This window comes from Kineococcus rubinsiae (genome assembly GCF_011839805.1).
Classification (GTDB): Bacteria; Actinomycetota; Actinomycetes; order Actinomycetales; family Kineococcaceae; genus Kineococcus; species Kineococcus rubinsiae.
In genome coordinates this window covers 29,096-53,619 of record NZ_VWPY01000006.1, presented here as the reverse complement: position 1 = coordinate 53,619, position 24,524 = coordinate 29,096, and the positions used below count along the sequence as shown (strand labels likewise).

Annotated in this window: 24 protein-coding genes; 9 read left to right on the top strand and 15 right to left on the bottom strand. The window is 74.7% G+C overall.

Annotated features, from left to right (window positions below):
- Window positions 1-15: 15 nt before the first annotated feature.
- The 3 genes from F1544_RS05580 to F1544_RS05570 form a co-directional block, all read right to left on the bottom strand.
- Window positions 16-294 carry a GlsB/YeaQ/YmgE family stress response membrane protein gene (locus F1544_RS05580; RefSeq protein ID WP_167583107.1) on the bottom strand — a complete coding sequence of 93 codons (279 nt, stop codon included), beginning with the start codon at window positions 292-294 and terminating at the stop codon, window positions 16-18.
- Window positions 295-388: 94 nt separating this feature from the next.
- Window positions 389-1,660 carry a cation:proton antiporter gene (locus F1544_RS05575; protein ID WP_167583105.1) on the bottom strand — a complete coding sequence of 424 codons (1,272 nt, stop codon included), beginning with the start codon at window positions 1,658-1,660 and terminating at the stop codon, window positions 389-391.
- A 42-nt stretch (window positions 1,661-1,702) separates the two neighbouring features.
- Window positions 1,703-1,951 carry a hypothetical protein gene (locus tag F1544_RS05570; RefSeq protein ID WP_167583103.1) on the bottom strand — a complete coding sequence of 83 codons (249 nt, stop codon included), beginning with the start codon at window positions 1,949-1,951 and terminating at the stop codon, window positions 1,703-1,705.
- Between the two features lie 419 nt (window positions 1,952-2,370).
- Here F1544_RS05570 and F1544_RS05565 point away from each other — a divergent pair, with 419 nt between their 5' ends.
- The 3 genes from F1544_RS05565 to F1544_RS05555 all read left to right on the top strand — a co-directional run bounded on the left by F1544_RS05565 (window position 2,371) and on the right by F1544_RS05555 (window position 6,649).
- Window positions 2,371-3,303: a ferritin-like domain-containing protein gene (locus tag F1544_RS05565; protein ID WP_167583101.1), complete on the top strand. Its 933-nt coding sequence runs from the start codon at window positions 2,371-2,373 to the stop codon at window positions 3,301-3,303.
- A 52-nt stretch (window positions 3,304-3,355) separates the two neighbouring features.
- Window positions 3,356-4,399 carry a cell wall-binding repeat-containing protein gene (locus F1544_RS05560; RefSeq protein ID WP_167583099.1) on the top strand — a complete coding sequence of 348 codons (1,044 nt, stop codon included), beginning with the start codon at window positions 3,356-3,358 and terminating at the stop codon, window positions 4,397-4,399.
- 114 nt (window positions 4,400-4,513) lie between these two features.
- The gene (locus F1544_RS05555; protein WP_167583097.1) at window positions 4,514-6,649 is read left to right on the top strand and encodes a SpoIIE family protein phosphatase; all 2,136 of its coding nucleotides are present in this window, start codon (window positions 4,514-4,516) and stop codon (window positions 6,647-6,649) included.
- 29 nt (window positions 6,650-6,678) lie between these two features.
- Here the strand turns inward: F1544_RS05555 and F1544_RS05550 are convergent, their stop codons facing one another.
- Window positions 6,679-7,059, bottom strand: coding sequence for an ATP-binding protein (locus F1544_RS05550; protein WP_167583095.1), 381 nt, complete (start codon window positions 7,057-7,059; stop codon window positions 6,679-6,681).
- A gap of 200 nt (window positions 7,060-7,259) precedes the next feature.
- Here F1544_RS05550 and F1544_RS05545 point away from each other — a divergent pair, with 200 nt between their 5' ends.
- Complete coding sequence (locus tag F1544_RS05545) at window positions 7,260-8,303, top strand: NAD(P)-dependent alcohol dehydrogenase (protein WP_167583094.1); 1,044 nt, start codon at window positions 7,260-7,262, stop codon at window positions 8,301-8,303.
- A 70-nt stretch (window positions 8,304-8,373) separates the two neighbouring features.
- Here the strand turns inward: F1544_RS05545 and F1544_RS05540 are convergent, their stop codons facing one another.
- Genes F1544_RS05540 through F1544_RS05530 form a run of 3 tightly spaced genes read right to left on the bottom strand, consistent with a single transcriptional unit; the run spans window position 8,374 to window position 10,337 of the window.
- The gene (locus F1544_RS05540; RefSeq protein WP_167583092.1) at window positions 8,374-8,892 is read right to left on the bottom strand and encodes a hypothetical protein; all 519 of its coding nucleotides are present in this window, start codon (window positions 8,890-8,892) and stop codon (window positions 8,374-8,376) included.
- Window positions 8,893-8,925: 33 nt separating this feature from the next.
- Window positions 8,926-9,642, bottom strand: a complete 717-nt coding sequence (locus tag F1544_RS05535) for a TasA family protein (RefSeq protein WP_167583090.1) — start codon at window positions 9,640-9,642, stop codon at window positions 8,926-8,928.
- On the bottom strand, window positions 9,639-10,337 hold the full coding sequence (locus F1544_RS05530; RefSeq protein ID WP_167583089.1) for a signal peptidase I: 699 nt from the start codon (window positions 10,335-10,337) through the stop codon (window positions 9,639-9,641). The genes F1544_RS05535 and F1544_RS05530 overlap by 4 nt, the downstream gene beginning before the upstream one ends.
- Window positions 10,338-10,545: 208 nt before the next feature.
- On the opposite strand from F1544_RS05530, the gene F1544_RS05525 reads away from it, so the two are divergent.
- The gene (locus F1544_RS05525) at window positions 10,546-12,141 is read left to right on the top strand and encodes a methyl-accepting chemotaxis protein (RefSeq protein WP_167583087.1); all 1,596 of its coding nucleotides are present in this window, start codon (window positions 10,546-10,548) and stop codon (window positions 12,139-12,141) included.
- An 85-nt stretch (window positions 12,142-12,226) separates the two neighbouring features.
- Here the strand turns inward: F1544_RS05525 and F1544_RS05520 are convergent, their stop codons facing one another.
- Both F1544_RS05520 and F1544_RS05515 read right to left on the bottom strand, forming a co-directional pair.
- Window positions 12,227-13,837 (bottom strand): helicase HerA-like domain-containing protein, encoded by a 1,611-nt coding sequence (locus tag F1544_RS05520; protein WP_308469889.1) that lies wholly within the window; start codon window positions 13,835-13,837, stop codon window positions 12,227-12,229.
- A gap of 162 nt (window positions 13,838-13,999) precedes the next feature.
- Window positions 14,000-15,022 carry a LacI family DNA-binding transcriptional regulator gene (locus F1544_RS05515; RefSeq protein ID WP_167583085.1) on the bottom strand — a complete coding sequence of 341 codons (1,023 nt, stop codon included), beginning with the start codon at window positions 15,020-15,022 and terminating at the stop codon, window positions 14,000-14,002.
- Window positions 15,023-15,155: 133 nt separating this feature from the next.
- Between F1544_RS05515 and F1544_RS05510 the strand changes: the two genes are divergently transcribed.
- Both F1544_RS05510 and F1544_RS05505 read left to right on the top strand, forming a co-directional pair.
- Entirely contained in the window at window positions 15,156-16,190 is a 1,035-nt protein-coding gene (locus F1544_RS05510) for a Gfo/Idh/MocA family oxidoreductase (protein WP_167583083.1), read from the top strand.
- Between the two features lie 65 nt (window positions 16,191-16,255).
- The gene (locus F1544_RS05505) at window positions 16,256-17,020 is read left to right on the top strand and encodes a TIM barrel protein (RefSeq protein ID WP_167583256.1); all 765 of its coding nucleotides are present in this window, start codon (window positions 16,256-16,258) and stop codon (window positions 17,018-17,020) included.
- A 4-nt stretch (window positions 17,021-17,024) separates the two neighbouring features.
- Here F1544_RS05505 and F1544_RS05500 read toward each other — a convergent pair whose 3' ends face one another.
- Genes F1544_RS05500 through F1544_RS05485 form a run of 4 tightly spaced genes read right to left on the bottom strand, consistent with a single transcriptional unit; the run spans window position 17,025 to window position 20,952 of the window.
- Window positions 17,025-18,707, bottom strand: a complete 1,683-nt coding sequence (locus tag F1544_RS05500; RefSeq protein ID WP_308469887.1) for an urease subunit alpha — start codon at window positions 18,705-18,707, stop codon at window positions 17,025-17,027.
- A gap of 17 nt (window positions 18,708-18,724) precedes the next feature.
- Complete coding sequence (gene ureB / locus F1544_RS05495; RefSeq protein WP_308469886.1) at window positions 18,725-19,174, bottom strand: urease subunit beta; 450 nt, start codon at window positions 19,172-19,174, stop codon at window positions 18,725-18,727.
- Complete coding sequence (locus F1544_RS05490) at window positions 19,171-19,473, bottom strand: urease subunit gamma (protein WP_167583081.1); 303 nt, start codon at window positions 19,471-19,473, stop codon at window positions 19,171-19,173. Before F1544_RS05490 ends, ureB begins: the two co-directional genes overlap by 4 nt.
- 9 nt (window positions 19,474-19,482) lie before the next feature.
- Window positions 19,483-20,952, bottom strand: coding sequence for a four-carbon acid sugar kinase family protein (locus tag F1544_RS05485; protein ID WP_208971345.1), 1,470 nt, complete (start codon window positions 20,950-20,952; stop codon window positions 19,483-19,485).
- A 128-nt stretch (window positions 20,953-21,080) separates the two neighbouring features.
- Here F1544_RS05485 and F1544_RS05480 point away from each other — a divergent pair, with 128 nt between their 5' ends.
- Both F1544_RS05480 and F1544_RS05475 read left to right on the top strand, forming a co-directional pair.
- Entirely contained in the window at window positions 21,081-21,965 is an 885-nt protein-coding gene (locus tag F1544_RS05480) for a diacylglycerol/lipid kinase family protein (protein WP_167583076.1), read from the top strand.
- A gap of 48 nt (window positions 21,966-22,013) precedes the next feature.
- Window positions 22,014-22,349 (top strand): VOC family protein, encoded by a 336-nt coding sequence (locus F1544_RS05475; protein WP_167583073.1) that lies wholly within the window; start codon window positions 22,014-22,016, stop codon window positions 22,347-22,349.
- A gap of 34 nt (window positions 22,350-22,383) precedes the next feature.
- On the opposite strand, the gene F1544_RS05470 is transcribed toward F1544_RS05475, so the two are convergent.
- Together F1544_RS05470 and F1544_RS05465 are read right to left on the bottom strand one after the other, a co-directional pair.
- Complete coding sequence (locus F1544_RS05470; protein ID WP_167583070.1) at window positions 22,384-23,157, bottom strand: alpha/beta fold hydrolase; 774 nt, start codon at window positions 23,155-23,157, stop codon at window positions 22,384-22,386.
- A gap of 16 nt (window positions 23,158-23,173) precedes the next feature.
- On the bottom strand, window positions 23,174-24,403 hold the full coding sequence (locus tag F1544_RS05465; protein ID WP_308469885.1) for a dipeptidase: 1,230 nt from the start codon (window positions 24,401-24,403) through the stop codon (window positions 23,174-23,176).
- Between the last annotated feature and the right edge of the window lie 121 nt (window positions 24,404-24,524).

Genomic DNA, 24,524 nt, shown 5'->3' with positions numbered 1-24,524 from the left:
CCGAGCGGGCTCACGTCAGCGGCGGACGGAGCTGCGCTTGCTGACGTTGATCCAGATGATCAGCGCGATGATGGCGCCGATGATGGACCCGATCCAGCTGGAGGGCTGCACGAAGCCGCTGCCCGCGTCCTTGCCGAAGATCAGGTAGCCGAGGAAGCCGCCGATGAACGAGCCGACGATCCCCAGGAGGATGGTGGCGCCGATGCCCATGTGCTGCTTGCCCGGGACGACGGCGCGAGCGATGAAGCCGGCGATGAGGCCGATGATGATCAGACCGACGATGGTACCCAGCATGGTGTTTCCCTACTCTCGATGACGATCGACCGACGACGAATGTAGGGCCTCCGAGTGACCCCGGCCACTCGAAGATCGCGGTGTAGCCGACCCGTCACAGGTGGGTGCCGGCCACGTCCTCGAGGCGCTCCGACGGGGCCTTGCGGAAGCGGGCGGCGTCGAGCCGGCGCACCAGCGGGGTGGCCGTGACGCCGTGCAGGAGCACGGACAGGGCGATCGTGAAGCCCACGACGGACCAGAGCGGTCCCGCCGGGAACTCCCCCTCACCCAGCGCGTAGGCCAGGTAGAACAGCGACCCGATCCCCCGCACACCGAAGATCGCGATGACCCACCGCTCGCGCGGTCCGGCCGGGGTGCGCGCGAGGCTCAGCATCCCCACCAGCGGCCGGATGACGACGACGAGCAGGACGCCGACCGCGGCCAGCTGCCACGTCAGGTCGTCCAGCAGCCCGTCCGCGAGCGCCGCCCCGAGCAGCAGCAGCAGCCACGACGTGAGCATGCGCTCGATCTGCTCGACGAAGCCGTGCGCCACCCGGTGCGCACCGTGCGAGCGCTCCGCGGCGCGGATGGTGCCCGCCGCGAGGAACACCGCGACGAACCCGTAGCCGTGCAGCATCTCCGTGACCCCGTAGGCGAGGAACGTCACGGCCAGCGCCGTGAACCCCTCGGCCTCGTCGGCCAGGCGCAGGGAAGGGATCGGGGAGCGGAAGAACAGCGCCCCCAGCACCTTGCCGATGACGAGCCCCCCGACGACCCCGACGACGCCGCGCAGCAGCACGTTCTCGAGGACGAAGTGCCCGAGCGCCGCGGACGTCGCACCGGCCGTGGCCAGCACGATCGCGAGGTGCACGACGGGGAAGGCGGCGCCGTCGTTCAGGCCCGCCTCGCTGGTGAGGGCGAAGCGCACCTCGTCCTCGGTCCCCTCCTCGTCGGCGGGTTCACCGACCTGGACGTCGGTGGCGAGGACGGGGTCGGTGGGTGCGAGCACCGCGCCGAGCAGGATCGCCGCGGCGACGGGCAGCCCGGCGAGCGCGGTGCCGGCGACGGCCACCAGGGCGATCGTCAGCGGCATGGCGACGAGGATGAGGCGCCAGGAGGTGGCCCAGCGGCGCCAGCCCATGGGGCGGTCGATCGCCAGCCCGGCGCCCATCAGCGAGATGATCACGACGATCTCGGCGACGTGCTGGGTGGCTTCGCGGTGTTCGAGGGGGTCGACGGACGGCAGTCCGGGCAGCAGGCCGAGCAGCACACCGGCGGCCAGGAAGGCCATCGGCAGGTTGACCGGCAGGTGCCGCACGACCCGCGGGAGGAGGGCGGCGACCAGGGCGCTCGCCCCGGCCAGGGAGAAGAGAACGGGAGAGAGCATCAAGGGCAGTGTCTCCCGGGAAGCGGAGACGCGCTCACCGGCTCAGGCGGTGGGCACCGACGCGCGCTCGGCGGCCAGGTGCGTGCGGAGCTCGGTCGACTGCGTGTAGCGGCGCGCGATGCGCGACCCCTCGGTGAACAGGGCCATCCTCAGCGCGACCCCGGCCGCCGTGAGCTCCTCCGCCAGCCAGCCCGGCACCGGCTCGGCCGGGTCCAGGCCGAGGGCCCGCTGGCGGGTGCGCGCGGTAGCGGTGTCCCACCAGGTCTGGATGGGGTTCACGGGGGTGTCCATGCGCCTCACAGTGCCCTACGCCCGGGGGTGGCACTGACCGAGAGCGGTGTCGGTCGCCCCGCCGCCGACGCTTGTCAGCACAGAGTGAGGCGTTGATCACCGACCGTCTTGTGACGAGAGGTAGCCATGGTGTGACGGACCGTGTCATGGTCGTTCCGGACGAGGGGTGCGATCAGGTACCCGGTCCGCACGAATCTGGACCCATCCACGGCGTCCCCAGCGCCGAACGGGTGGGGCAGGACCGATCGACCGGGACCCTCCACCTCCGTGACACGGATGTCGCGCCGGCCAGGTGACCGCCGCTCGTCGCAGACGCTCCACGACAACGCGCGTGTCAGACGTTCGTGCCACCGCCGCCCTGCGGGGCGGCCCAGCCACGGTGCCCAGCTCCCGGCACCACACACCACCGAAGGCTGCCCATGTTCAAGAAGTCGCTCATCGTCGACATGATCAACCGCAGCTCCACCAGCGAGGCGGAACGACGCACCTTCCTCAAGGGGATGGGCCTGCTCTCCGCCGGCGTCGTGGGCGCCGGCCTCGTCGGCACCGCGGCGGCCCAGCGCGCCGACGCCGCCGACGGCCCCGTCTCCGACGTCGCCATCCTCAACTTCGCCCTGAACCTCGAGTACCTCGAGGCCGAGTTCTACTGCTACGCCGCCTACGGCCACGGGCTCGCGGAGGCCATGGCCACGGGGCAGGGGACCCAGGGCGGCGTCACGGGCGGGCACCGCGTGCCCTTCAAGTCCAAGGCGACGCGGTACTACGCCGAGGAGATCGCCAACGACGAGATCGCCCACGTCAAGTTCCTGCGCAGTGCGCTGGGCACGGCGGCCGTCGCCCGCCCCGCCATCAACCTGCGGGAGTCCTTCACCGGTGCAGCCCAGGCCGCCGGCGTCATCAAGGCGGGGGAGACCTTCGACCCCTTCGCCAACGAGGCGTTCTTCCTGCTCGGCGCCTTCCTGTTCGAGGACGTCGGCGTGACCGCCTACAAGGGCGCCTCCCCCCTCGTGGAGAACAAGGACTACCTCGAGGCGGCCGCCGGCATCCTCGCCGTCGAGGCCTACCACGCGGGCATCGTCCGCACGCTGCTGTACGCGAACGACCTCGCGGCGCCCACGAACCTGATCTCCGCGGCCCGCGACTCCCTCGACGGGACGGCCGTGTCGAAGGACCAGGGCATCACCGTCGGCACCGGCGACCGGGCCAACCTCGTGCCGACCGACGCGAACAGCATCGCCTACAGCCGCAGCTACAACGAGGTCCTGAACATCGTCTACCTGACCGCGGACAAGGGAGCCACCCAGGGCGGCTTCTACCCCGCCGGGCTCAACGGCGTCCTCCGCACCACCTGACGTCCCGTTCCGGCCCCGCCCACCAACACCTTTGAAACCTTCAGGAGACATCGTGACCAGGAACCACCGCACTGCACGGGCGATCGGCGCGGGCGCCGCGCTGCTCGTCGGGCTCGGCACCGTCGCGGCCACCGCCGCCCCGGCCAACGCCGCCACCGGGTTCGCCTTCGACACCCGCGTGTCCGGCAACGACCGCTACGCCACCGCCGTCGCCGCCTCGAAGCTGCTGTCCCCCACGGACGGCGACACCGAGGACGTCGTCATCGTCAACGGCACCGCGACCGTCGACGGCCTCACCGCCTCCTACCTGGCGGGCCTCTACAGCGCGCCCATCCTCTACACCCAGGCGAACTCGGTCCCCGCCGTCACCGCGGACGAGATCACCCGCCTGGGTGCGAAGAACGTGTGGATCGTGGGCGGCGAGGCCCAGGTCTCCGCCGGCCTCGAGGCCGCGTGGAAGGGCGCCGGCAAGACCGTCGTCCGCTACGCCGGGGCGAACCGCTACGCCACGGCCGCGGCCGTCGCCCAGGCCGACGAGACCTCCGCGCCCGAGAAGGTGTTCGTCGCCTCCGGCACGTCCACCGCGGACGCGCTCGCGGCCGGCCCCATCGCGTGGTCGCGCAACTACCCCATCCTGCTGACGCAGGCCGACAGCGTCCCCGCGGAGACGAAGGCGGCCCTCGACAGCCTCGGCACCACCACGCGGTGGGTCCTCGGCGGCACCAGCGTCGTCTCGGACGCGACGTACACGTCGCTCGCGGGCACCGCACGCCTCGCGGGCGCCAACCGCCAGGAGACGGCGACGAAGATCGCCGACCAGGCCCTCGCGACCGAGTTCTTCGACACGCAGTCCGCGGGTCTCGTCGGCGGCGCGGCGGGCGCCTCCGCCGACGCCCTCGCTGCGGCCCCGGTGTCCGGCTCGCAGGGGGTCCCGATCCTCTTCACCGACGCCAACGGCTCGCTCGGCGCCACTACCACGGCGTACCTGACGAGCAAGAAGGCCGCCCTCGTCCAGCCCGGCAACGGCTGGATCTTCGGTGGCCTGACCGCCGTGCCGCAGGCCGCGGCCGACGCGGCCACCGCAGCGGTGCAGTGACGTCCTGACCACAGCGTGACGCGGGGAGTGCCCTCTGGGAGGGCGCTCCCCGCGTCCACGTCCGGACACTCGCCACGCCCTGCGGTGTCCGCCCTCCCGACTAGGATCCACGGAATGACCGACGGCCCGGCGACCACCTACGTGGATGGTCCTGCACCGCAGCTCCTGCCCAGCGTGATGCACGGCCGCCCCGGCGCCGTCCTGCTGGTGCGCAACGCCGACGCCACGGTCCTGGTCGCGAACCCGGTCGCCGAGCAGCTGGCCCCCGGGCAGAAGCTGCCCTGCGGTCTCGAGGAGTGGTCGCGCGCCGCCGGCCTGCAGGCCGAGGACGGGTCGCGGCTGGACCGCCCCGACCAGGGGCAGGCCTCGAGCCCGCTGTCCCGCGTCGCCGCCGGTGAGCCGATCCAGGGCGAGCGCGTCACGGCGCTGCGCGGCACGGACCTCAGCGGGGCCCGCGAGCCGCTGTGGGTCGTCGGCCTCCCCCTCGCCGACGCGGCCGCCGAGGGCCTCACGGACCTGAGCCTGGTCGTGCTCCTGCCCATGCGGGAGCAGGTGGCCGTCGCGGAGGCGCAGGAGTCCGCCGCCCAGCTGCGCAGCCGGGCCGTCGTCGCCAGCGACCTCTCGTTCACGATCTCCGACCCGAGCCAGCCCGACAACCCGCTCGTCTGGGTGAACCCCGCCTTCGAGCGCGTCACGGGCTACGGCAAGGAGGTCCTGGGGCGCAACTGCCGGTTCCTGCAGGGCGAGGACACCGACCGCGCGTCCGTGGACCGGATCCGGACCGCGCTCGCCAAGGGCGACAACATCACCGAGCTGCTCCTGAACTACCGCAAGGACGGCACCGCCTTCTGGAACGAGGTGGTCATCTCCCCCGTCCGCGACGCGACGGGCACCGTGACCCACCACGTCGGGGTGCAGTACGACGTCACGGCGCGCATCCACGCCGAGAGCGAGCGCGACGCCGCCCTGGCCGAGGCCCGCTCGGCGCGCGGCCGCCTCGAGTTCCTGTCCCGGGTCACCGACGGCCTCGTCACCCTGCTCGACCCGGACGAGGCGCTGCACGTGCTGCCGTCGCTGGTCGTGCCGGACTTCGCGCTGTGGGCCTTCGCGAGCGTGCTGGACGCCGCCGGGCGCATCCAGCACGTCAGCGCCACGCACACCGACGAGGCCCGCGCCGCCGACGCCGCCCGCCTGGAGGAGCTGCTCGCGACGGGCCTGCTGCCGTCCTCGGTGTCCTCGCGGGTCCTGCGGGGCGAGCTCGGCCCGACGCTGCGCCGGATCGTCGGGGCCGACGAGCTGCACGACGGCGCCGCCGAGGGCGAGTTCACCGAGCTGCTCGAACGGCTGGGCCTGGGCAGCGTCCTCGTCGTCCCGCTGCGCGCCCGCGGCGCGATCACCGGCTGCCTCACGATGTTCAGCGGCTCCGGCCGGCCTCCCTTCGACGAGGACGACCTCAGCACGGCCGTCGACCTCGGCTACCGGGCCGGTCTGGCGCTGGAGAACGCCCGGCTGTACGCGCAGCAGCGCAAGACGTCGGAAGTGCTGCAGCGCAGCCTCCTCTCCCCGCCCCAGCACTCCGAGGGCCTGGCCGTGGCGACCCGCTACTACCCGGCCGCGGAGGCCGCGCAGGTCGGCGGCGACTGGTACGACGCCTTCGTCCAGCCCGACGGCTGCACCACCGTGGTGATCGGCGACGTCATGGGCCACGACGTGTCCGCGGCCGCCGCGATGGGGCAGCTGCGGACCCTGGTGCGGGGCATCGCCTTCGACCGCGGGGCCCAGCCCGCCGAGGTCGTGGGCCGCCTCGACACCGTCCTGCACGGCCTGGGCATGACGACCCTGGCCACGGCGATCGTCCTGCAGATCTCCGAGGGCGAGGGCGGCGTGCGCCGGGCGCGGTGGTGCGTCGCGGGCCACCTGCCCGCCGTCCTCGTGCACCCGGACGGCGAGGTGACCCAGCTCAGCGGCACCGGGATCGTCGTCGGCCTGGGGCCGGACCAGCGCCGCCACCAGCACGAGGCGGACCTGCTGCCGGGCTCGATCGTCCTGCTCTACACCGACGGCCTCGTCGAACGCCGCGACCGGACCATGGGCGAGCGGCTGGACGAGCTGCACGCCGCCGTCGCCGACCTGGCCGACCGGCCCCTCGACGAGCTGTGCGACGAGCTGATCGCGCGAATGCTGCCCGACGGCAGCGACGACGACGTGGCGGTCGTCGTGGTGCGGGTGCTCGAGACCCCCGCCGCCTAGTCCGTCAGCCGAGCGTCACGGCCCGACGGTCAGGGCCGCAGCACGCACCAGACGGTCTTGCCGCGCGGGTCCACGTCGACGCCCCAGTCCTCGCTGAGCACCTGCAGCAGGTTCACGCCGCGGCCGGACTCGGCCTCCGGGCCGACCTCGTGCAGGACGGGCTGCGCCGGGCTGCCGTCGTGCACGGCCAGCCGGACGCCCCCGACGCCCTCGCAGTCCAGGGCCGCGGTGACGGGCGGAGCCCCGTGCTCGACGGCGTTGACGGCCATCTCCGAGAACAGCAGGAGGGCGCGGTCCATGACCCGGGACTGGTGCACGCACAGGGAACGACGCAGGAACGACCGTGCGTGCCGCGCCGCCGAGAGGTCCGCCGGCAGGCGTACCTCCACGAACGGGGTGTCGTCGCACATGAGTCCCACTGTGGCCCCTGGGACGGCCCCCCGCCCTCTGAACCGCGGTGCCCCGTACTGCGGCACCCCCTCCGGCGGGTTACCGTCAGGGCAGCGGGAGACGGTCGACGGCGCCCTCCTCCCCCTGCCGCTACCGAACGTCGAACACCCGGGACCCCCGTCCCGACACCGCATCCCCCAGCACCGAGGAGCTCCTCCGCATGCTCACCGTGAACGCCTACGGCGCCACGTCCGCCACCGAGCCGCTCGCCCCGATGACCGTCGAGCGCCGTGACCTCGGCCCGCACGACGTCCTCATCGACATCAAGTTCGCGGGCATCTGCCACTCCGACATCCACACCGCGCGCGGTGAGTGGGGCCTGCCGAACTACCCCGTCGTCCCGGGCCACGAGATCGCCGGCGTCGTCGCCGAGGTCGGTTCCGAGGTCACCAAGCACGCCGTGGGCGACCACGTCGGCGTCGGCTGCATGGTCGACTCGTGCGGTGAGTGCGCGAACTGCCAGCAGGGCGAGGAGCAGTACTGCCTCAAGGGCAACATCGGCACCTACAACGCCGTCGGCAAGGACGGCCAGCCCACGCAGGGCGGCTACTCCACCCACGTCGTCGTGACCGAGGACTTCGTCCTGCGCATCCCCGAGGCCCTGGGCCTCGACGTCGCAGCCCCGCTGCTCTGCGCGGGCGTCACGCTGTTCTCCCCGCTGAACCACTGGGGCGCAGGCCCCGGCAAGCGCGTCGCCATCGTCGGCCTCGGCGGGCTCGGCCACATGGGCGTCAAGATCGCCCACGCCATGGGGGCCGAGGTCACCGTGCTGTCGCAGTCGCTGAAGAAGCAGGAGGACGGCCTGCGCCTCGGCGCGGACCACTACTACGCGACGAGCGACCCGGACGTGTTCCAGCAGCTCGCCGGCTCCTTCGACCTGATCGTCAACACGGTCTCGGCGAACATCGACCTGGACGCCTACCTCGGCCTGCTGGCCGTCAACGGCACCCTCGTCGAGGTCGGCGCGCCCGAGAAGCCGATGACCGTCGCGGCGTTCTCGCTGATCCCGAACCGCCGCAGCCTCGCGGGTTCCATGATCGGCGGCATCGCCGAGACCCAGCAGATGCTGGACTTCTGCGCCGAGCACGGCCTGGGCGCCGAGATCGAGGTCATCTCGGCCGACCAGATCAACGAGGCCTACGAGCGCGTCGTCGCCTCCGACGTGCGCTACCGCTTCGTGATCGACACCTCCACCCTGGGCTGATCCAGAGCCCTGCACGACAGAGCCGCGCCGGGGAGTTCCCCGGCGCGGCTTCGTCGTCCGCGGTGGCGCACTAGGTGGTCGTCACGCGAGTAACCGGTTTCGTCGCCAGGGCCTCCAGCGTCCCGGCGCTGCCGGCGAGGAAGTTCAGCTTCATGTAGAGCACACCCCGGCCCGGCGGGACCATGCCCGCCCCGCTCACCGACTGGTTGAGAGGCACGGTCGTGTCCTGGCCACCGGCGCAGGTGGCGAGGGCCGTCCACGGTGTCGGGCACAGGGAGGCGCCGAGGGCGAGGGCGTCCCCGGAGTAGAGGTACGTGACCGTCCCCGGTGACCTGCTCCCCGTGCTCGCGACGGTGACGTAGCGGGTGGCGAGGAGCGCGCCGGAGACGGCGGCGGTGGTTCCCGCGGTGTAGGGCCCCTGGGCCGCGGTGGACATCACGACCCCCCACGACGCCGACGTCACCGCGACGGGGACGGACTCGGCGGCCGCCGTCACCTCCGCGCGGGCGGAGGGGGCCGACCACAGCAGGATCGCGGCCAGGGCAGCGACGAGGCGCAGGCCGGTCGAGCACCGGCGGCCCGTCCCCATCTCTCCCCCTCCCCGGTGGACCTCGCAGCCTGATCAGGCGCCGGTGGTGGTCCCGGCCCGCTGGGTCATGGAGAACCGGTACGTCAGGTTGGCGGCGAGGCCCTGGATGGACCCCGTGAGCGGGGCGCCGTTCAGCGTCGTCTCGACGATGGTCGTGGGCAGGCTCGTGGCCACCCGGTAGTAGCGCACGGCGGTCGGCGCGAAGGCGGACGCCGCGATGCTCGTGGGGGAGGCCGCGGTCAGCGACGGGACGGACGTGGCGCTGAGGACGGACGTGCTCCCCCCGGTGCAGACCCCGGTGCCCGGCACCCAGGCGACGGGGCACTCGGCGATCGCCACCTGCAGGGCCTTGGACGTGTCGGTGGTCAGCAGGGTGGCGGTGGAGTCGGTGACGGACAGCGTCAAGCCCTGCCCGGCGAGGGACCCGCCGTTCTGCAGGGTGACGTAGCGGTAGACGGTGTCGCCGGGCGCCAGGTCCGCGATCGGGGAGGTGAACCCGACGCCGTTCTGGGTCATGGTGAGCTTCAAGGTGCCGCTGGTGACGGCCTGCCCGGTGGCGTTGTACGCGTCGGCGGTCAGGGCGGCGTAGACGCCGCCGGAGGTCACGGCGACCCCGGCCGCGACGGTCGCGGCGATGCCGGCGATCTGCCAGGCGCTGTGACCGGCGCCGTGACCGACGAGCGCGCCGTGGCGGCGGGCGCCGCGACCGACGGCGTGGATCGTGGCCCGGGTGTGCTCGGCGGCGCTCATCGTGTGACCTCGTCCTTCGTCGCGGTGGGGGTGTCGTGGGGGGAGCTGTCGGGGGCGCTCGTCGCGCCGACCAGCCGGCCCTGCGGCGCGGCGGTGTCGCCGCACGAGGGGCACGGGGACGCGGCGGGAGCGGTGCACTCGTCGCAGTCGCAGGGCCGTCGCCGCCACTGCGGGACGACCATGGTCGCGGTCACGCCGAGACCCAGCAGGAGGACGAGCAGCACCTTGGGGCCGCTCCCCCAGGTGCTCGGGATGCCGGGGACCGCGGCCGGGAGCACCGCCACCACCACGGGCACCTCCGCACCCGGCAGCAGGTTCGTCCACTCGTCGGGGCTGGCGTTGGCGTCGCCCTTCGTCCGCACGGACACGGCGTCGGCGATCATCCGCACGTCGTGGACCCGGTGGGCGAGGGGGGCCGTCATGTCGGGGGTGTTGACGAGCACCACCTCACCGCGGTGGATGCGCTGCGGTTCGGTGTTCAGGGTGAGGACCCGGTCGCCCGCCTCGATGGCGGGGCTCATGCTGCCGCTGAGGACGGTCCGCACGGTGAGGCCCACGCTGAAGTGGGCCACCAGGACGCCGGCGGCCAGGAGCAGGCCCAGGCTGGAGACCAGGCCCCTCAGGGAGCGGCGCCGGCTCGTGCTGCTCCCCCTTCCCCGGTGGGGGTCCACGGCACGTGTGCTGCTGGTGACCACGACCTCACTCCTTCCCGACGGCGGACCTCTTCCAGGGGGTGATCGGCTCCCGGGCCGGGAGCTTGAGCCCCGGTTCCACGAATCTTCTAGATCTTCTCGGCCCCTCGGCGGCCGCCCGGGGTGGGTGGAGCCGACGCCGGCCCCGCCGCGGACCCCCGGGGACGCGCCCACCCGTACAGCCGGCGGCCCGGCGTGCCGATGATCAGGCATGGGAACAACCGCACCACCCCGCCGGTGGGCGGACCTCCCCCTCGGGCGCAAGCTCGCCGTGTCCTCGGCGACCGCGCTCGTCGGGCTCGCCGTGCTCGCCGGCGTGGGCGCGACGTCGCTGCGCACGGCCGACACCGCCACGCGCGAGCTCAACCGCTCGAGCGTCGCCGTCCGCGCGACGCTGGAGGCGGACATGGCGCACGACGCGCTGCGCGGAGCGATCCTGCAGTCCCTGCTCTTCCCCACCGGCCCGGCGCACGACGAGGCCGTCGCGGGGGTCGCCGACGCCGCGGACGCCATCACCGGGCGGCTCGCGGAGGTGTCCGCGGCCGACCTCGGCCCGGCCGTCGAGGCGGCGAGCCGGGAGGCCGCCCCGGCCGTGGCCGACTACGTCGGCGACGGGCAGCGCCTCGCCGCCCTCAGCGGTGCCGACCCCGCCGCCGCGCTCGCGCAGTACCCCGCCTTCCTGCAGCGCTTCACCACCGTCGAGGACCTGCTGCCGCCGGTCGCCGACGCCGTGCAGGCGCAGGCCACCGAGCAGCAGACCGCCGTCACCCGCGCCCGCGACCACGGCCTGCGGCTCATCGCGGTCGCCGGCCTCGCCGCCGCGCTCGCGGTCCTCGTCCTGGCCCGCCTGGTCTCGCGCAGCGTCACCCGCCCGCTGGGGCGGGTCTCGGCCGCGCTGACCGGGTTCGCCGCGGGCGACCTCACGGTCAGCGCCGGGCTCGACACCACCGACGAGGTCGGCCGGATGGGCACCGCCCTCGACCAGGCCGGCGCCGCGCTGAGCACCCTCGTCCGCGACATCACCACCGCCGCCGACCAGCTCGGCGGCGCCACCGTGCGGCTGCGCACGTCGTCGACCGGCATCGCCTCCGCGGCCTCCCTCTCGGACGGGCTGTCGGCCTCGGCGACGCACGGCGCCGGCGTCGTCTCGGGCGCCGTCGCGTCGCTGGCCACCTCCAGCGAGCAGATGGCCGCCGCCATCGCCGAGATCTCCCGCAGCGCGACCACGTCGGCCACCGTCGCCGACGAGGCCGTGCAGGTCGCCGGGGCCACGTCCGCGACCATGCAGCAGCTGTCCGCGTCCAGCCGCGAGATCGGCGACGTCGTCGGGGTCATCGCCTCCATCGCCGCGCAGACGAACCTGCTGGCGCTGAACGCGACCATCGAGGCCGCGCGGGCCGGGGAGATGGGCAAGGGCTTCGCCGTCGTCGCCGCCGAGGTCAAGGCGCTCGCGCAGGAGACGGCCGCGGCCACCGAGAACATCACCCGCACGGTCACCGTCCTGCAGGCCGACAGCCACGGCGCCGGCGCGGCCATCGCCGACATCAGCGAGATCGTCGCCCGCATGACGGAGTACCAGGGCACGATCGCCGCCGCCGCCGAGGAGCAGAGCGCGACGAGCGACGAGATGAACCGCCGCATCGCCACGGCCGCCTCCACCTCCCGCGACGTGGCCGCCGACCTCGGCACCCTCTCTGGTGCCGTGGCCGACACCAGCAGCCGCGCCGACGAGAGCGCCGCCGTGGTCGCCGAGGTCGAGGAGCTGGCCGCGACGCTGCGCACCGCGACCGCGAAGTTCCGCGTCTAGAGCCTGCAGCACCTCCTCGCCGACTCGGCGCGTAGCCACCGTCGCGCGGTGCTGCGTCCTGGAGCATCTGCGGTACGCATCCAGGTCAGCGTCGCCGCTTCGTCGACGTCCCCATCGCCCCGCGGACGATCTCGCGGCCGACCGCCGAGGCCGCCGAGCGCAGGAAGGACCGGAACGCCGACGACCGCACCACCGACTCCACCACCGAGGGCTCGGGGTCCGGTGCGCGGCGGTGTCGCTCGGGGTCCGGTGCGCGGCGGCGGGTCTCGGGGGCGGGCCGCTCGGGGGCGGGCGTCGCGGGGGCGGGCGTCGCGGGGGTCGGGGCCCCGGTGACCTCGGCCGCCAGCAGTTCCCGGGCCGACTCCCGGTCCACCGCCGTGCCGTACCGCGCCTGCAGCGGGGAGGCGGTCACGAGGGCGTCGGCCGTCGCGGCCGGGGCCGGGGCCATGAGGGACCCGGGGGCGCGCAGCCGCGTCCACGCCACCGGCGTCGGCGCCCCCCGCTCGGACAGCACCGTCACCACCGCCTCGCCGGTGCCCAGCCCGGTGAGCAGCTCCTCCAGGTCGTACGGCGATCTGGGGAACGTCGACGCCGCGGCCCGCAACGCCTTCGCGTCGCCGGGGGTGTACGCGCGCAGCGCGTGCTGGACCCGGTTCCCCAGCTGGGCGAGCACCGCGGGGTGGACGTCGGCGGGCACCTGGGTCACGAAGAACACCCCGACCCCCTTGGACCGGATGAGCCGCACGGTCTGGGTGACCTGCTCGAGGAAGTCGTCGGAGGCGTCGGCGAACAGCAGGTGGGCCTCGTCGAAGAAGAACACCAGCTTCGGCTTCTCCACGTCCCCGACCTCGGGCAGGTCGGCGAACAGGTCGGCCAGCAGCCACATGAGGAACGCGGAGAACACCCGGGGCTGCTGCACGACCCCGGCCAGCTCCAGGCAGCTCACCACCCCGCGCCCGTCGGGGGCGACCCTCAGCAGGTCGTGGGTGTCGAGCTCGGGTTCACCGAAGAACGCGTCCGCCCCGCCGGCCGAGAAGGCCACCAGCTCGCGCAGGACCACCCCGGCCGTGGACCGGGACAGCCCGCCCAGCTCCCGCAGCTCGGCCCGGCCCTCGTCGGAGGTCAGGTGGGTGACCACGGCGCGCAGGTCGGGCAGGTCCAGCAGGGCCAGCCCCCGGGTGTCGGCCCAGTGGAAGATCAGCTGCAGGGAGGACGTCTGGACGTCGTTCAGGCCCAGCACCTTGGCCAGCAGCAGGGGCCCGAAGGACGTCACGCTGGCCCGGACCGGCACCCCCGTGCCGCGGCCGCCCAGGGCCAGCAGCTCGACGGGGGCCGCGAAGGGCGCCCACTCCTGGCCCACCGTCGCGGCGCGCTCGCGCACCCGGGGCGAGTCCGCGCCGGCCACCGCGATGCCGGACAGGTCGCCCTTGACGTCGGCCAGGAACACCGGGACCCCCTGCGCGGAGAGCTGCTCGGCCATCAGCTGCAGCGTCTTCGTCTTACCTGTCCCGGTGGCCCCCGCGACCAGCCCGTGCCGGTTGAGGGTCGACAGCGGCAACCGCACGGCAGCGTCCGGCACCGCGGTCGGTGACCCCGGGTCGCCGGTGAGCAGGGCGCCGAGCTCGATGGCCGGCCCCGTCCCCGCGTACCCCGCCCGCACGGTCCCGGTCCACGCGTCCTGCGTCGCTTCGTCCACGAGCGCAGCGTGGGGGCGGGAGGCCCGGGCGCGCAAGGCACCCGCGGCGTCGCCCGAAGTGCGTCGGCCACCTGCTGCGGTGTCCGTCCTCGACCACCACCGCGGGGCGTCAAGCCCTCGATCACCCGCCAGTGGATGCCGTGTCCTCCCAGGGACCCGGACTCACCCGGCGGAGGCTCCCGGGGCGGCGCTGGTCCGCCGCGCCACCAGGTGCGGGGGGACGACCGTCTCCGAGGCGGGCAGCCGCGGGTCCTCCGCGCGGGCCACCGCCCGGCGCACGGCGTGCGCGGCCAGGGCCGCGGCGTCCTGCCCGACGGTGGTGAGGGCGACGGCGGACAGCGCGGCCGCCGCGCTGTCGTCGAAGCCGACGATCGAGAGGTCGCGCGGCACCGCCGCACCCCCGGCACGGGCGGCGGCGAGCAGCCCGACCGCGCAGGCGTCGTTGAAGGCGAGGACGGCCGTGGGCCCGCCGGGGCGCAGGAGCCGGGGAGCCGCGGACTCGCCGTCGGACTCGGTCGGGCCCCCCGCCACGAGCTCCGGCGCCAGCCCCGCCCGGCGCAGGGCGGCGCCGTAGCCCGCGCGCCGCTCGGCCGCCCCCGGCGCCCGGCCGCCGTGCAGGTGGGCGATGCGGGTGTGCCCCAGGGCCAGGAGGTGCTCGGTGGCCAGCCGGGCCCCGGCCTCGTCGTCGGTGCGGACCACGTCGACGTCCAGCCCGCGCACCGCCCGGGTGAGCACGACGACCGGCACCCGGGCCGCGAGGCTCGCCAGCTGGGCCTTGGCCGACGTCGGGCCGACGAGGACGACGGCCTCGCAGCGCTGGTCGAGCAGGGCCTGGAGCGCCACGGCCTCGGGGCGCCGGGACCCCGTGGGCTCCAGCACGAGCCTCCAGCCGTCACCGCCCGCCGCACCGTCGAGCACCGACGCGTACAGCGCCTCGACGACCTCGCCCTGGTACGCCCGGCGCAGGTCGTGCACGACCCCCAGGGTCCGGCTGCGGGCGGCGCCGAGCAGCCGGGCTCGCTGGTCGGGGTGGTAGTCGAGCTCCGCGGCGGCCCGCAGCACCTTCTCCCGGTTCGCGGGGCTCGCACCGGGCACCCCGCGCAGGACGATCGAGACCAGCGCGCGCGAGACACCGGCCAGGGCGGCGACGTCGGCGATCGTCACCGGCCGGGACCTCTCGGACACGCGCACCCCCCTCGTCGGCCGGCGGCCATCCTAGGGACCGGCCCGCTCCCACCCCCGACCTTGACGGACTCCCGCCCGCACTGCACCCTAGAGCGGTCTAGCCCTAGAACGGTCTAGGGCCGAGGGGAGAACCATGGCGCACGTCGGGACCGGCACGAGCGGGCGGGGCGTGGGGGTGGGGCTCATCGGGGCCGGCCGCATCGGCGCCTCGCACGCGGGTCTGCTCGCGACGCGGGTGCCCGGGGCCCGCCTGGTCGCGGTGGCCGATCCGCGCCCCGGGGCCGCCGAGGCGCTCGCCGCACCCCTGGGCGCGCGGGCGGCGGCCGGCGTCGACGACCTGCTGGCCGACCCCGACGTGGAGGCGGTCGTCATCACCGCCAGCACCGAGGCCCACGCCGACCTCGTCGTGGCCGCGGCCGCCGCCGGCAAGGGCGTGTTCTGCGAGAAGCCCGCCGGCATGGACCTCGCCGACGTCGAGCGCGGGATCGCGGCGACCGACGCGGCCGGGGTCGTGTTCCAGGTCGGGTTCAACCGCCGCTTCGACCGCTCCTTCGCCGCGGCGCGGGCCCAGGTCGAGGCCGGGGCGATCGGCGTCCCGCAGCTGCTGCGCTCCGTCACCCGCGACCCCGGGCTGGCCGACCCCACCCGGGTCCCGCCGTGGGCGGTGTTCCGGCTGACGCTCATCCACGACTTCGACACCCTGCTGTGGATGAACCCGGGCGCGCGTCCCGTCTCGGTGTACGCCGTCGCCGACGCCCTCGTCGCCCCGGGGTTCCGCGACGCGGGCCTGCTGGACACCGCCGTGGTGACGATCCGCTTCGACAACGGCGCCATCGCGACCGCGGAGGCCAGCTTCTCCGCGGCCTACGGCTACGACGTGCGGGGCGAGGTGTTCGGCTCGGCGGGGATGCTCACCATCGGCACGACGGCGAGCACGTCCGTGGTGCGCCACGACGCCACCGGCTCGCACGCCGCGACCGTGCGCTCGGACGTGGAGCTGTTCGGCGACGCCTACACCGCCGAGCTCGCGGAGTTCGCCGCCGCCGTGCGCGGCGGACGCGCACCGGCGGTCGGGGGCCGCGACGCGCACCGGGCCCTCGCCGTCGCGATGGCCTGCATCGAGTCGGTTCGCACGGGCGGACCCGTGGCCCCGGCGGAGTCCCCGTGAGCGCGCCGGTCGACGCGGCGGGGAGCACGGCGGGCAACGCCTTCACCCTGGCCGTCTGCGCCGAGATGGTCCTGCTCGACCTGCCGCTGCTCGAGCGGGTGCGCACCCTGCACGAGCAGGGTTTCGCGGTCGAGGTCTGGGACTGGACGCGCAAGGACCTGACAGCCCTGGCCGCCACCGGGGCCACGTTCACCTCGATGACGGGCTACGTCGACGGCGAGCTCGTCGACCCCGACGGCGCGGACCGGCTGCTGGCCGGCGCCGCCCGGTCCATCGAGGCCGCCGCCGGGCTCGGGTCGCCGAACCTCAACCTGCACGGCACGGGCCTCGACGAGCGGGGCCTGCCCGTGCGGCCCGTGGAGCTCGTCACGGGCCCGATGTGGATCGCCGCCGCGCGCACCCTGGAGCGCGTGGCCGAGCTCGGCCGCCGCCACGACGTGGTGTTCACGCTGGAGAACCTCAACACCGCGGTCGACCACCCGGGCACCCCGTTCGCCTCCGCGGCGGACACCCGGGCCCTCGTCGCCGCCGTGGACAGCCCCCACCTGCGGATGAACCTCGACCTCTACCACGCGCAGATCGGCGAGGGGAACCTCATCGAGCTCGTGCGCGGCAGCGCGGGGCTGATCGGCGAGGTGCAGGTCGCCGACGTCCCCGGGCGCTGCGAACCCGGCACCGGGGAGATCGCCTACCCGGCGGTCGCCGCGGCCCTCGCCGCCACCGGCTACCGGGGGACCGTCGGGCTGGAGGCGTGGGCGCAGGGCGACAGCCATCTTGCGCTGCAGCGCTTCCGGGAGGCGTTCACGGTGCCGGCGCCCACCGCGTCCTGAGCGGTCAGAGGAAGTAGCGGTTCGTCATCGGCAGGACCTCCGCGGGGGCGAGGTCCACGGGGCGGCCGTCGATGGTGACGTCGAGGCTGTCCGGGGCCACCCGCACCGCGGGGGAGGCGTTGTTGCGGACGAAGTCCGCCTTCGTGAGGTGCCGGGAGTCCCGGACCGCCGAGAACCGCCGCTTCACCGGCAGCCGGGTGCGCAGCCCCGTGTCCAGCGAGGCCTGCGACACGAACGCGACCCCCAGGGAGGCGGGGGCCGTCCCCATCGCGCCGAACATCGGGCGGTAGACCTGCGGCTGCCCGAGGCGCGTGGAGTCGTTGCCGGGGCCGACCGGGCCCCAGACGACCATGCCGCCCTTGACGACGAACTGCGGCTTCACGCCGAAGAACTCCGGCCGCCACAGCACGACGTCGGCGAGCTTGCCGGCCGTGAGCGACCCCACCTCGTGCTGCAGGCCCTGGGCGATCGCCGGGTTGATGGTGAGCTTCGCGGCGTAGCGCAGGATCCGCTCGTTGTCGTTGTCGCCCACCGCACCCAGGACCTCCTTCATCCGGTGCGCCATCTGCCACGTGCGGATCGAGACCTCGGCGATCCGGCCCATGCCCTGGGCGTCCGACGACATCATCGCGATGGCGCCCATGTCGTGCAGCACCGACTCGGCCGCGACCGTGCCGCCGCGGGCGCGCCAGGCCAGCGACGCCCGGTCCTCCTCGAGGTCGTGGTGCATGCGGTGCACGGCCATCTTCATCTCGCCGTACTCGGCGTAGGTGTTCACCGAGTAGGGGATCGTCGGGGTCGTCGACGAGCCCAGGATCGCCGGGTTCCCCGCCAGCTCCAGGACGTTCGGGTGCCCGCCGCCGAGCCCCTCGACGTGGTACGCGTGGATCGTCCGGCCGCCGATGGCGTCGACCGTGTCCCCCAGCTCCCCGCCCTCCTGGTTGGAGTCGGTGTGCACGCACACGGGCACGTCGTACTCGTCGGCGATGGTCAGGGCCTGGTCGATCACCGACGTGAAGCTCGCGGTGTCCTCGTGCACCTTCAGCCCAGCGCAGCCCATCTCGATGTTGCGCTCGAGGGAGAACCGGTCCGACGCGCTGCCCCGCGCGAGCAGCGCCACGTTCAGCGGGAACCCCTCCCACGCCTCGATCATGCGGTGGAAGTGGAACTCCGGGTTCACGCCCATGTCGGAGACGTGCCCGTAGCCCATGCCGACGATCGTCGTGGTGCCGGCCGACAGGGCCGCGGGGATGAGGCTCGTGGTGGCCAGGTGCACGTGCGGGTCGACGGTGCCGGGAGTGGCGATCATCCCCTCACCCATGATCCAGCCGGTGTTCGCGCCCGCCACGAGGTCGACGCCGTCGGTGGTGTCCGGGTTCCCCGCGCGGCCGACGCCGACGATGCGGCCGTCCTTGATGCCGATGTTCGTCTTGACGATCCCGATGGTCGCGTCGACCACGACGACGTTGGCGATGATGAGGTCCATCGTGGAGTCCGACGAGCGGTGGCTCGTCGAGCCCATGCTGTCGCGGATCGTCTTGCCGAAGCCCCACAGGGGTTCGTCGCCGTAGGCGGTGTCGTCGCGCTCCACCTCGGCGACGAGGTTCGTGTCGGCGAGCCGGATCCGGTCGCCCGTCGTCGGGCCGTACAGGCGGGCGTACGCGGATCGGTCCATCGGTGCGGGCACGGCCGGGGCTCCTGACGTCAGCGGTCGGTGTCGTCGGTGGGGGTGTCGTCGGTGGGGACGTCGAGGAAACCCGCCGCGCGGGCGCGGGCCACGGCGGCGGCGCGCTGCCGCTCGAGCTCCTCGCCGGTCCCGAGGACGGCGTTCGTGAGGCCGTTGAACCCGTGCAGCGCCCGCGCACCGGCGTAGCCGACCAGCTCGACCTCCCGCGTCTCGCCCGGGTCGAAGCGCGCGGAGGACCCCGCGGGCAGGTCCAGGTGGAGGCCGAAGGCCGCGGCGCGGTCGAACCGCAGCCGTCGGTTGGCCTCGAAGAAGTGGAAGTGCGACGTGATGACGACGGGCCACTCGGAGGTGTTCTCCACCCGCACGCGGGCGGTGGGCCGGTCCCCCGTCGCGACGACCACCGGTTCCGCGCCCACGACGACCTCACCGACCGGGCCCACCAGGGGCGAGAGCGGGACGCCGGTCACCGGATCGGCCTGCGGACGGCGACGAGCTTGGTCCCGTCGGCGAACATCACCTCGAGGTGGATGATCGGCACCATCTCGGGCACCCCCGTCATGACGTCGTCCGCGGTGAGGAACGACTCCCCCAGCGCGGTGACCTCCGCGTAGGACAGGCCGTCGCGCGCGGCCTCGTGCATCTCGTCGCAGATCAGGGCCACGGCCTCGGGGTGGCCGAGCTTGACGCCCCGCGCGCGCCGCTTTCGCGCCAGCTCCGCGATCATGAAGACCGTGAGGCGGTCGGAGTCCCGCGGGGTCAGCGTCACGGCCCGACCCTAGGACCCGGCCCGCTCACCGGGCGCGGGCCGCGCGGCGGCGCGCAGCGTCGTGACCGCGTCCAGCACCCCGTTCTCGTCCCCCACGTTCCCCGCGAACACGACGTAGGCGACGCCCCGGGCCGCGCCGACCACGGGTTCCCACACGGAGACCAGACCGGGCAGCAGGGTCCCGCGCGAGTAGGCGCGCGTGATGCCCAGCGCCTTCGTCGCCGTGTCGGAGGACGTGATGCCGCCCTTGGCGAGCACGAACGCGGGCCGGGTGCGGGCGACGGCGTCGTGCACGACCTCGACGAGGGCGCTGCTGACCGCGCGGGCGATCCGCAGGCTGTCGTCGGCGTCGGTGCCCCGCACCAGGGTGCGGCTGGTGCGGACGACGACGTCCGGGCCGCCCTCGTCCAGCAGCTGCACGACGCGGTCGACCGTGGCCCGCACGTGGGCGTCGCGCGCGCCCGGCTGCACGAGCACGGGCACCTCGAGCTCCACCTCGACGATGCCGCCCGCGGCGCGCAGCGCGTCGAGCTGGCGGGTGGTCAGCCCCACGTGGGAGCCGACGACGACGAGCCCGCTGGGGGTGCGCGGCCGCTCGTCCGGCTCGTCGGTCAGCGCCGCGCGCAGGTGCTCCGGGGTGACGGGCGGGGTGGCGACCTGCCCCGTGCGGGCCCGCACGAAGGACGGGCCCGTGCGGTAGACGAACTCCCGGCCCCGGGCCTCGGCGGCCAGCAGGCCCTCGACGAGCGCGCGCAGGTCCTCGTCGTCGGCCGCGTCGGCGACGAGGAACGCCCCGCCCCGCAGGCCGTCCAGCACCTCGAGCACCCGCTCGGGCCCGGACCGCAGGTCCGTCAGCGTGAGCGCGACGACGTCCTCGCGCACCACCCGGCCCTCCGTCTTCTCCACCACCCAGTCCCGCAGGTCGGAGGAGGCGTAGCCGAACGTCGCGTCGCGGGCGAACTCGCTCTCCCCCACCGGCAGGTAGCCCTCCGGCGTGCGCAGCAGGTGCACCGCCCCGACCGTGACGCGCCCCGCGTCCACGAGGGCCGGGACGACGACGACCCCGTCGACGGTGCGCCCCACCGCGGCGAGCGCCTGCGTGACGACGTCGGTCTCGAGGGGGAAGTGGCCGCGCAGCGTGGAGTCCCCGCGGCTCGCGACGACCACCTCGACGCCCTCCTCGGCCGCGACGGCGAACAGCGTCGTGACGATGCCGCGCAGCAGCTCCGCCGCGTCGGCCGGGGCCAGCGAGCGGCTGTTCGTCAGCACGAAGAACCCGGGCGTCGGCTGCCGCAGGCCCCACCGCAGGTCCTCCGCGGCGGTCGTGGTGACCACCGGCAGGTCCGTGGTGCTCTGCGTGCCGGTGGGGTCGTCGTCGAGCACGACGAGGCGGCGGCCCCGCGCGACGGCAGCGGCCAGAGCCGCGGGGTCGACCGCCCGCGGCGGCGGGAAGCCCGCCAGCAGCGCCTCGAGCGGCACGGGGTCGGAGGCTGCCGGTGACGACGGTGTCGAGGACATGGCGGGAGCTTGCCAGGGCCCGCCCTCGAACGGGTGACGGGACGCCGTCCGATCGGGCCGGCGACGGTGCCGCCCCTAGGCTCGGACGCGTGAGCTCGCCCTTCTCCCGCGTGGTCGTCGTCCTGAACCCGAACTCCACGGGCGACGGCCCGAGCAACGCGCGGGAGCTGCGGGACGAGCTGTCCGAGAGGGCCCCCGCCCTCACCGTGGACCTCGTCGAGACGCAGCACGCGGGCCACGCGGAGGACCTGGCCTACGACGCCGTCACCACGCACGACGACGTCCTCGTGGTCTCGGCCAGCGGCGACGGCGGCTACCACGAGGTCGTCAACGGGGTGGTGCGCGCGGGCCGGGAGGGCGCCACGAGCGGTGCGGCGGCCGTGCTGCCCTCCGGCAACGCCAACGACCACGCGACCGCGGTGCAGGGGCGGCCGCTGGTGGAGGCGATCGTCGCGGGCGCCCGCACCCGCCTGGACCTGCTCGAGGTGCGGGCCGGGGACGTGGCACCGCGCGTCGCCCACTCCTACGTCGGCGTCGGCATCACGCCCGTCGCCGCGGCCGCCCTCAACGAGCACCACCTCGACGCGGTCAAGGAGACGGTCCTGGTGGCCAGGACGTTCTGGCACTACCGGCCGCTGACGATCCGCCACGACGGCCGGGACATCGACCTGGACAGCCTGGTCTTCGCCAACATCGACCGGATGGCCAAGTACGCGACGATCGACGAGGACTCCGCGCCCGACGACGGCCGCTACGAGACGCTGCTGATCCGCCACCGCAGCAAGCTCCGGCTCGTCGCCGACTTCACGCGCGTGCTGCGCGGCAAGCACGAGGTCGTCTCGCGCAGCGAGCCCTACACCTTCACGACGTACACGCCCATGCCCCTGCAGCTGGACGGCGAGGTGATGGAGGTCGACGGCGGCACCGACGTCGTCGTGCGCTGCCTGCCCCGGGCGCTGAAGACCGTCGTCTGAGGCGTCCGCCGCCGCTCAGTTCCCGCGGCGGCCCGGGTCAGCACCGGCATGACGTTCCGACACCTGCTGGCCCAGGCCGTCGTCCGCGACCTCCGGGTCGCCGAGCCCTGGTACGCGGAGGTCTTCGCCGGACCGCCGGGGGCCCGGCCCATGGACGGGCTGCTGGAGTGGGAGCTCGGCGAGTCCTTCGGCGTCCAGGTCTGGTGCGACCCGGCGCGCGCCGGCCGCTCCACCCTGGTGCTGGAGGTGTCCGACCTCGACGCGCTCGCCGCCCGGCTCACCGCGGCCGGGCTGCCGCACGACGGGCCGCAGCCGATCACCGTGGGCCGCGCCCTGGTCCTCACCGACCCCGACGGCAACCGGGTCGTCGTCACCGGCCCCTGAGGTCACCGGGTCTTGCCGTCACCACAGCCCGACGTCAGCCGCGCAGGAACCCCGCGACGACCGCGCCGGCCTCGGCGCGGAACTCCTGCAGGTACCCGTGGCGGCCCCCGGCGACGAGGTGGACGCGCGCGCCGGGCAGCCGGGCGGCGAGGACGTCGGCGTTGCCGGGCGGGGTCATCGCGTCGTCGGCGCCGTGCAGCACCAGGGTCGGTGCGGTGATCAGCGGCAGCAGGTCCCACCCGTCGTGGGCGGTGCTGGCGGCGTGGTGCTGCCGCTGCCAGCGGCCCTCCGCGGACGGCGCGAACTCCGCGGCGAGGGCGGGGTGGGCGGCGGAGAAGGCCGGGGAGAAGAAGAGGTCCGCGAGGGCTCGTCGTCCGGCGTCGGTGGAGCTGCGGCGCAGCACCTGCGTCACGGCGTCCGCGCGGGACACCTCGTGGGCCCCGCCCGGGCCGGTGGCCCCGAGCACCAGCCGCCGGACCCGGTCGGGGGACCGCGCGGCCAGCACCTGGGCGACGCGACCGCCCATCGAGAAGCCGTAGACGGCCGCGCGCCCGACGCCTGCGTGGTCCAGGACGGCGAGGGCGTCGCGCGCGAACAGCTCCGTCGAGCAGCCGTCGGTCACGGGCCCGCGGCTGTCGCCCGTGCCGCGCGTGTGCACGAGGAGCACCGTGGCGTGCGCGGCGAGGTCGTCGCGCACCCCCGCCCACGTGCCCGGCCCCAGCGACTGCCCCGAGAGCAGCAGCAGGGGCGGGCCCGAGCCGGTGCGCTCGTAGGCGACGCCGAACCCCTGCGACGTGGCGAGCGGCATCAGCGCGACGGTCCCATCAGCGCGACCGGGCCCCCGGCCACAGCGGCTCGGTCGCGACGTCCTCGGCCGCCCGCAGCACCCGCAGGACGTTGCGGCCGGTGAGCGCCTCGAGGTCGGCGCGGGAGAAGCCGCGCCGCGCGAGCTCCCCGAGCAGCCGCGGGTAGCCGGACACGTCCTCCAGGCCCGCAGGCAGCGCGTCGGTGCCGTCGTAGTCGCCGCCCAGGCCGACGTGCGCCGCGCCCGCGACCTCCCGGACGTGCTCGACGTGGTCGGCGACGTCGGCGATCGTCGCGACCGGCGCGGGGTGCGCCTCCAGCCACCGCTGGAGCTCCGGCTCGGGTGCCGGGGCGGGGACGGCGGCCGCGGCCTGCTCGTCGCTCTCCCCCGGCCGCGGGCCGCGCGGCCAGGCCCACCCGTCGCGGGGCAGGCCGAGGCGTGCCCGCTCGGCCGCGAGCTCCCGCCCGTGGTCGGCGACGGCCTGGGAGACGAACGCGGGCAGGAAGGTGACCTGCACGACGCCGTCGTGGCGGGCCACGAGCTCCAGCACCTCGTCGGCGACGTTGCGGGGGTGGTCGGTGACGGCCTTCGCCGAGGAGTGGCTGAAGATCACCGGGGCCGAGCTCGCGGCGAGCGCAGCGCGCTGGGTGGAGTCCGCCGTGTGGGACAGGTCCACGAGGACACCGGTGCGGTTCAGCTCGGCGACCACGGCGCGGCCCGCGTCGTCCAGCCCGCCGACGACCACCTCCCCCGTGGCCGAGTCCGCCCACGCCGTGGAGTCGTTGTGGGTCAGGGTCAGGTAGCGCACGCCGAGGCGGGCCAGGCAGCGCAGCACCCCGAGCGAGCCGGCCAGGCTGTGACCGCCCTCGACCCCGAGCAGGGACGCGGTGCGGCCGGCGGCGAAGGCGGCCTCGACCTCGTCGGCGGTGCACGTCAGGGCGAGGACGTCGGGGTGGGCGGCGACGAGGCGGTGCACGACGTCGACCTGCTCCAGCGTGTCGACCACGGCCTGCGGCTCGGCCAGCGAGGACGGCACCCACACCGACCAGAACTGGGCGCCCACCCGCCCGGCCCGCAGCCGCGCCGCGTCGGTGTGCAGATCGGGCAGGCCGGTGCGGAAGCCGTCGACGGCGCACCCCCTCGTGGCGCGCAGGGCGAACGGCAGGTCGTTGTGCCCGTCGACGAGCGGCACGGCGGACAGGACCTCGGAGACCAGCTCGGACGGCGGCTCGGCGGGGGTGGTGGTCACGGGCGCATCGTGCCAGCAGGGGGTGCCCGCACGCCCCGAGTGGCGAGATCGTCCGGGGCGCGGTCCCATCGAGATCACCCGGCCGTCGGCCGGGATCGACCCGCGACGTCCCGGAGGACAT

Coding starts and splice junctions, on each gene's coding strand:
- F1544_RS05580 (WP_167583107.1), bottom strand. CDS start 294: ATGCTGGGTACCATCGTCGGTCTGATCATCATCGGCCTCATCGCCGGC.
- F1544_RS05575 (WP_167583105.1), bottom strand. CDS start 1,660: ATGCTCTCTCCCGTTCTCTTCTCCCTGGCCGGGGCGAGCGCCCTGGTC.
- F1544_RS05570 (WP_167583103.1), bottom strand. CDS start 1,951: ATGGACACCCCCGTGAACCCCATCCAGACCTGGTGGGACACCGCTACC.
- F1544_RS05565 (WP_167583101.1), top strand. CDS start 2,371: ATGTTCAAGAAGTCGCTCATCGTCGACATGATCAACCGCAGCTCCACC.
- F1544_RS05555 (WP_167583097.1), top strand. CDS start 4,514: ATGACCGACGGCCCGGCGACCACCTACGTGGATGGTCCTGCACCGCAG.
- F1544_RS05550 (WP_167583095.1), bottom strand. CDS start 7,059: ATGTGCGACGACACCCCGTTCGTGGAGGTACGCCTGCCGGCGGACCTC.
- F1544_RS05545 (WP_167583094.1), top strand. CDS start 7,260: ATGCTCACCGTGAACGCCTACGGCGCCACGTCCGCCACCGAGCCGCTC.
- F1544_RS05540 (WP_167583092.1), bottom strand. CDS start 8,892: ATGGGGACGGGCCGCCGGTGCTCGACCGGCCTGCGCCTCGTCGCTGCC.
- F1544_RS05535 (WP_167583090.1), bottom strand. CDS start 9,642: ATGAGCGCCGCCGAGCACACCCGGGCCACGATCCACGCCGTCGGTCGC.
- F1544_RS05525 (WP_167583087.1), top strand. CDS start 10,546: ATGGGAACAACCGCACCACCCCGCCGGTGGGCGGACCTCCCCCTCGGG.
- F1544_RS05510 (WP_167583083.1), top strand. CDS start 15,156: ATGGCGCACGTCGGGACCGGCACGAGCGGGCGGGGCGTGGGGGTGGGG.
- F1544_RS05505 (WP_167583256.1), top strand. CDS start 16,256: ATGGTCCTGCTCGACCTGCCGCTGCTCGAGCGGGTGCGCACCCTGCAC.
- F1544_RS05475 (WP_167583073.1), top strand. CDS start 22,014: ATGACGTTCCGACACCTGCTGGCCCAGGCCGTCGTCCGCGACCTCCGG.
- F1544_RS05470 (WP_167583070.1), bottom strand. CDS start 23,157: ATGCCGCTCGCCACGTCGCAGGGGTTCGGCGTCGCCTACGAGCGCACC.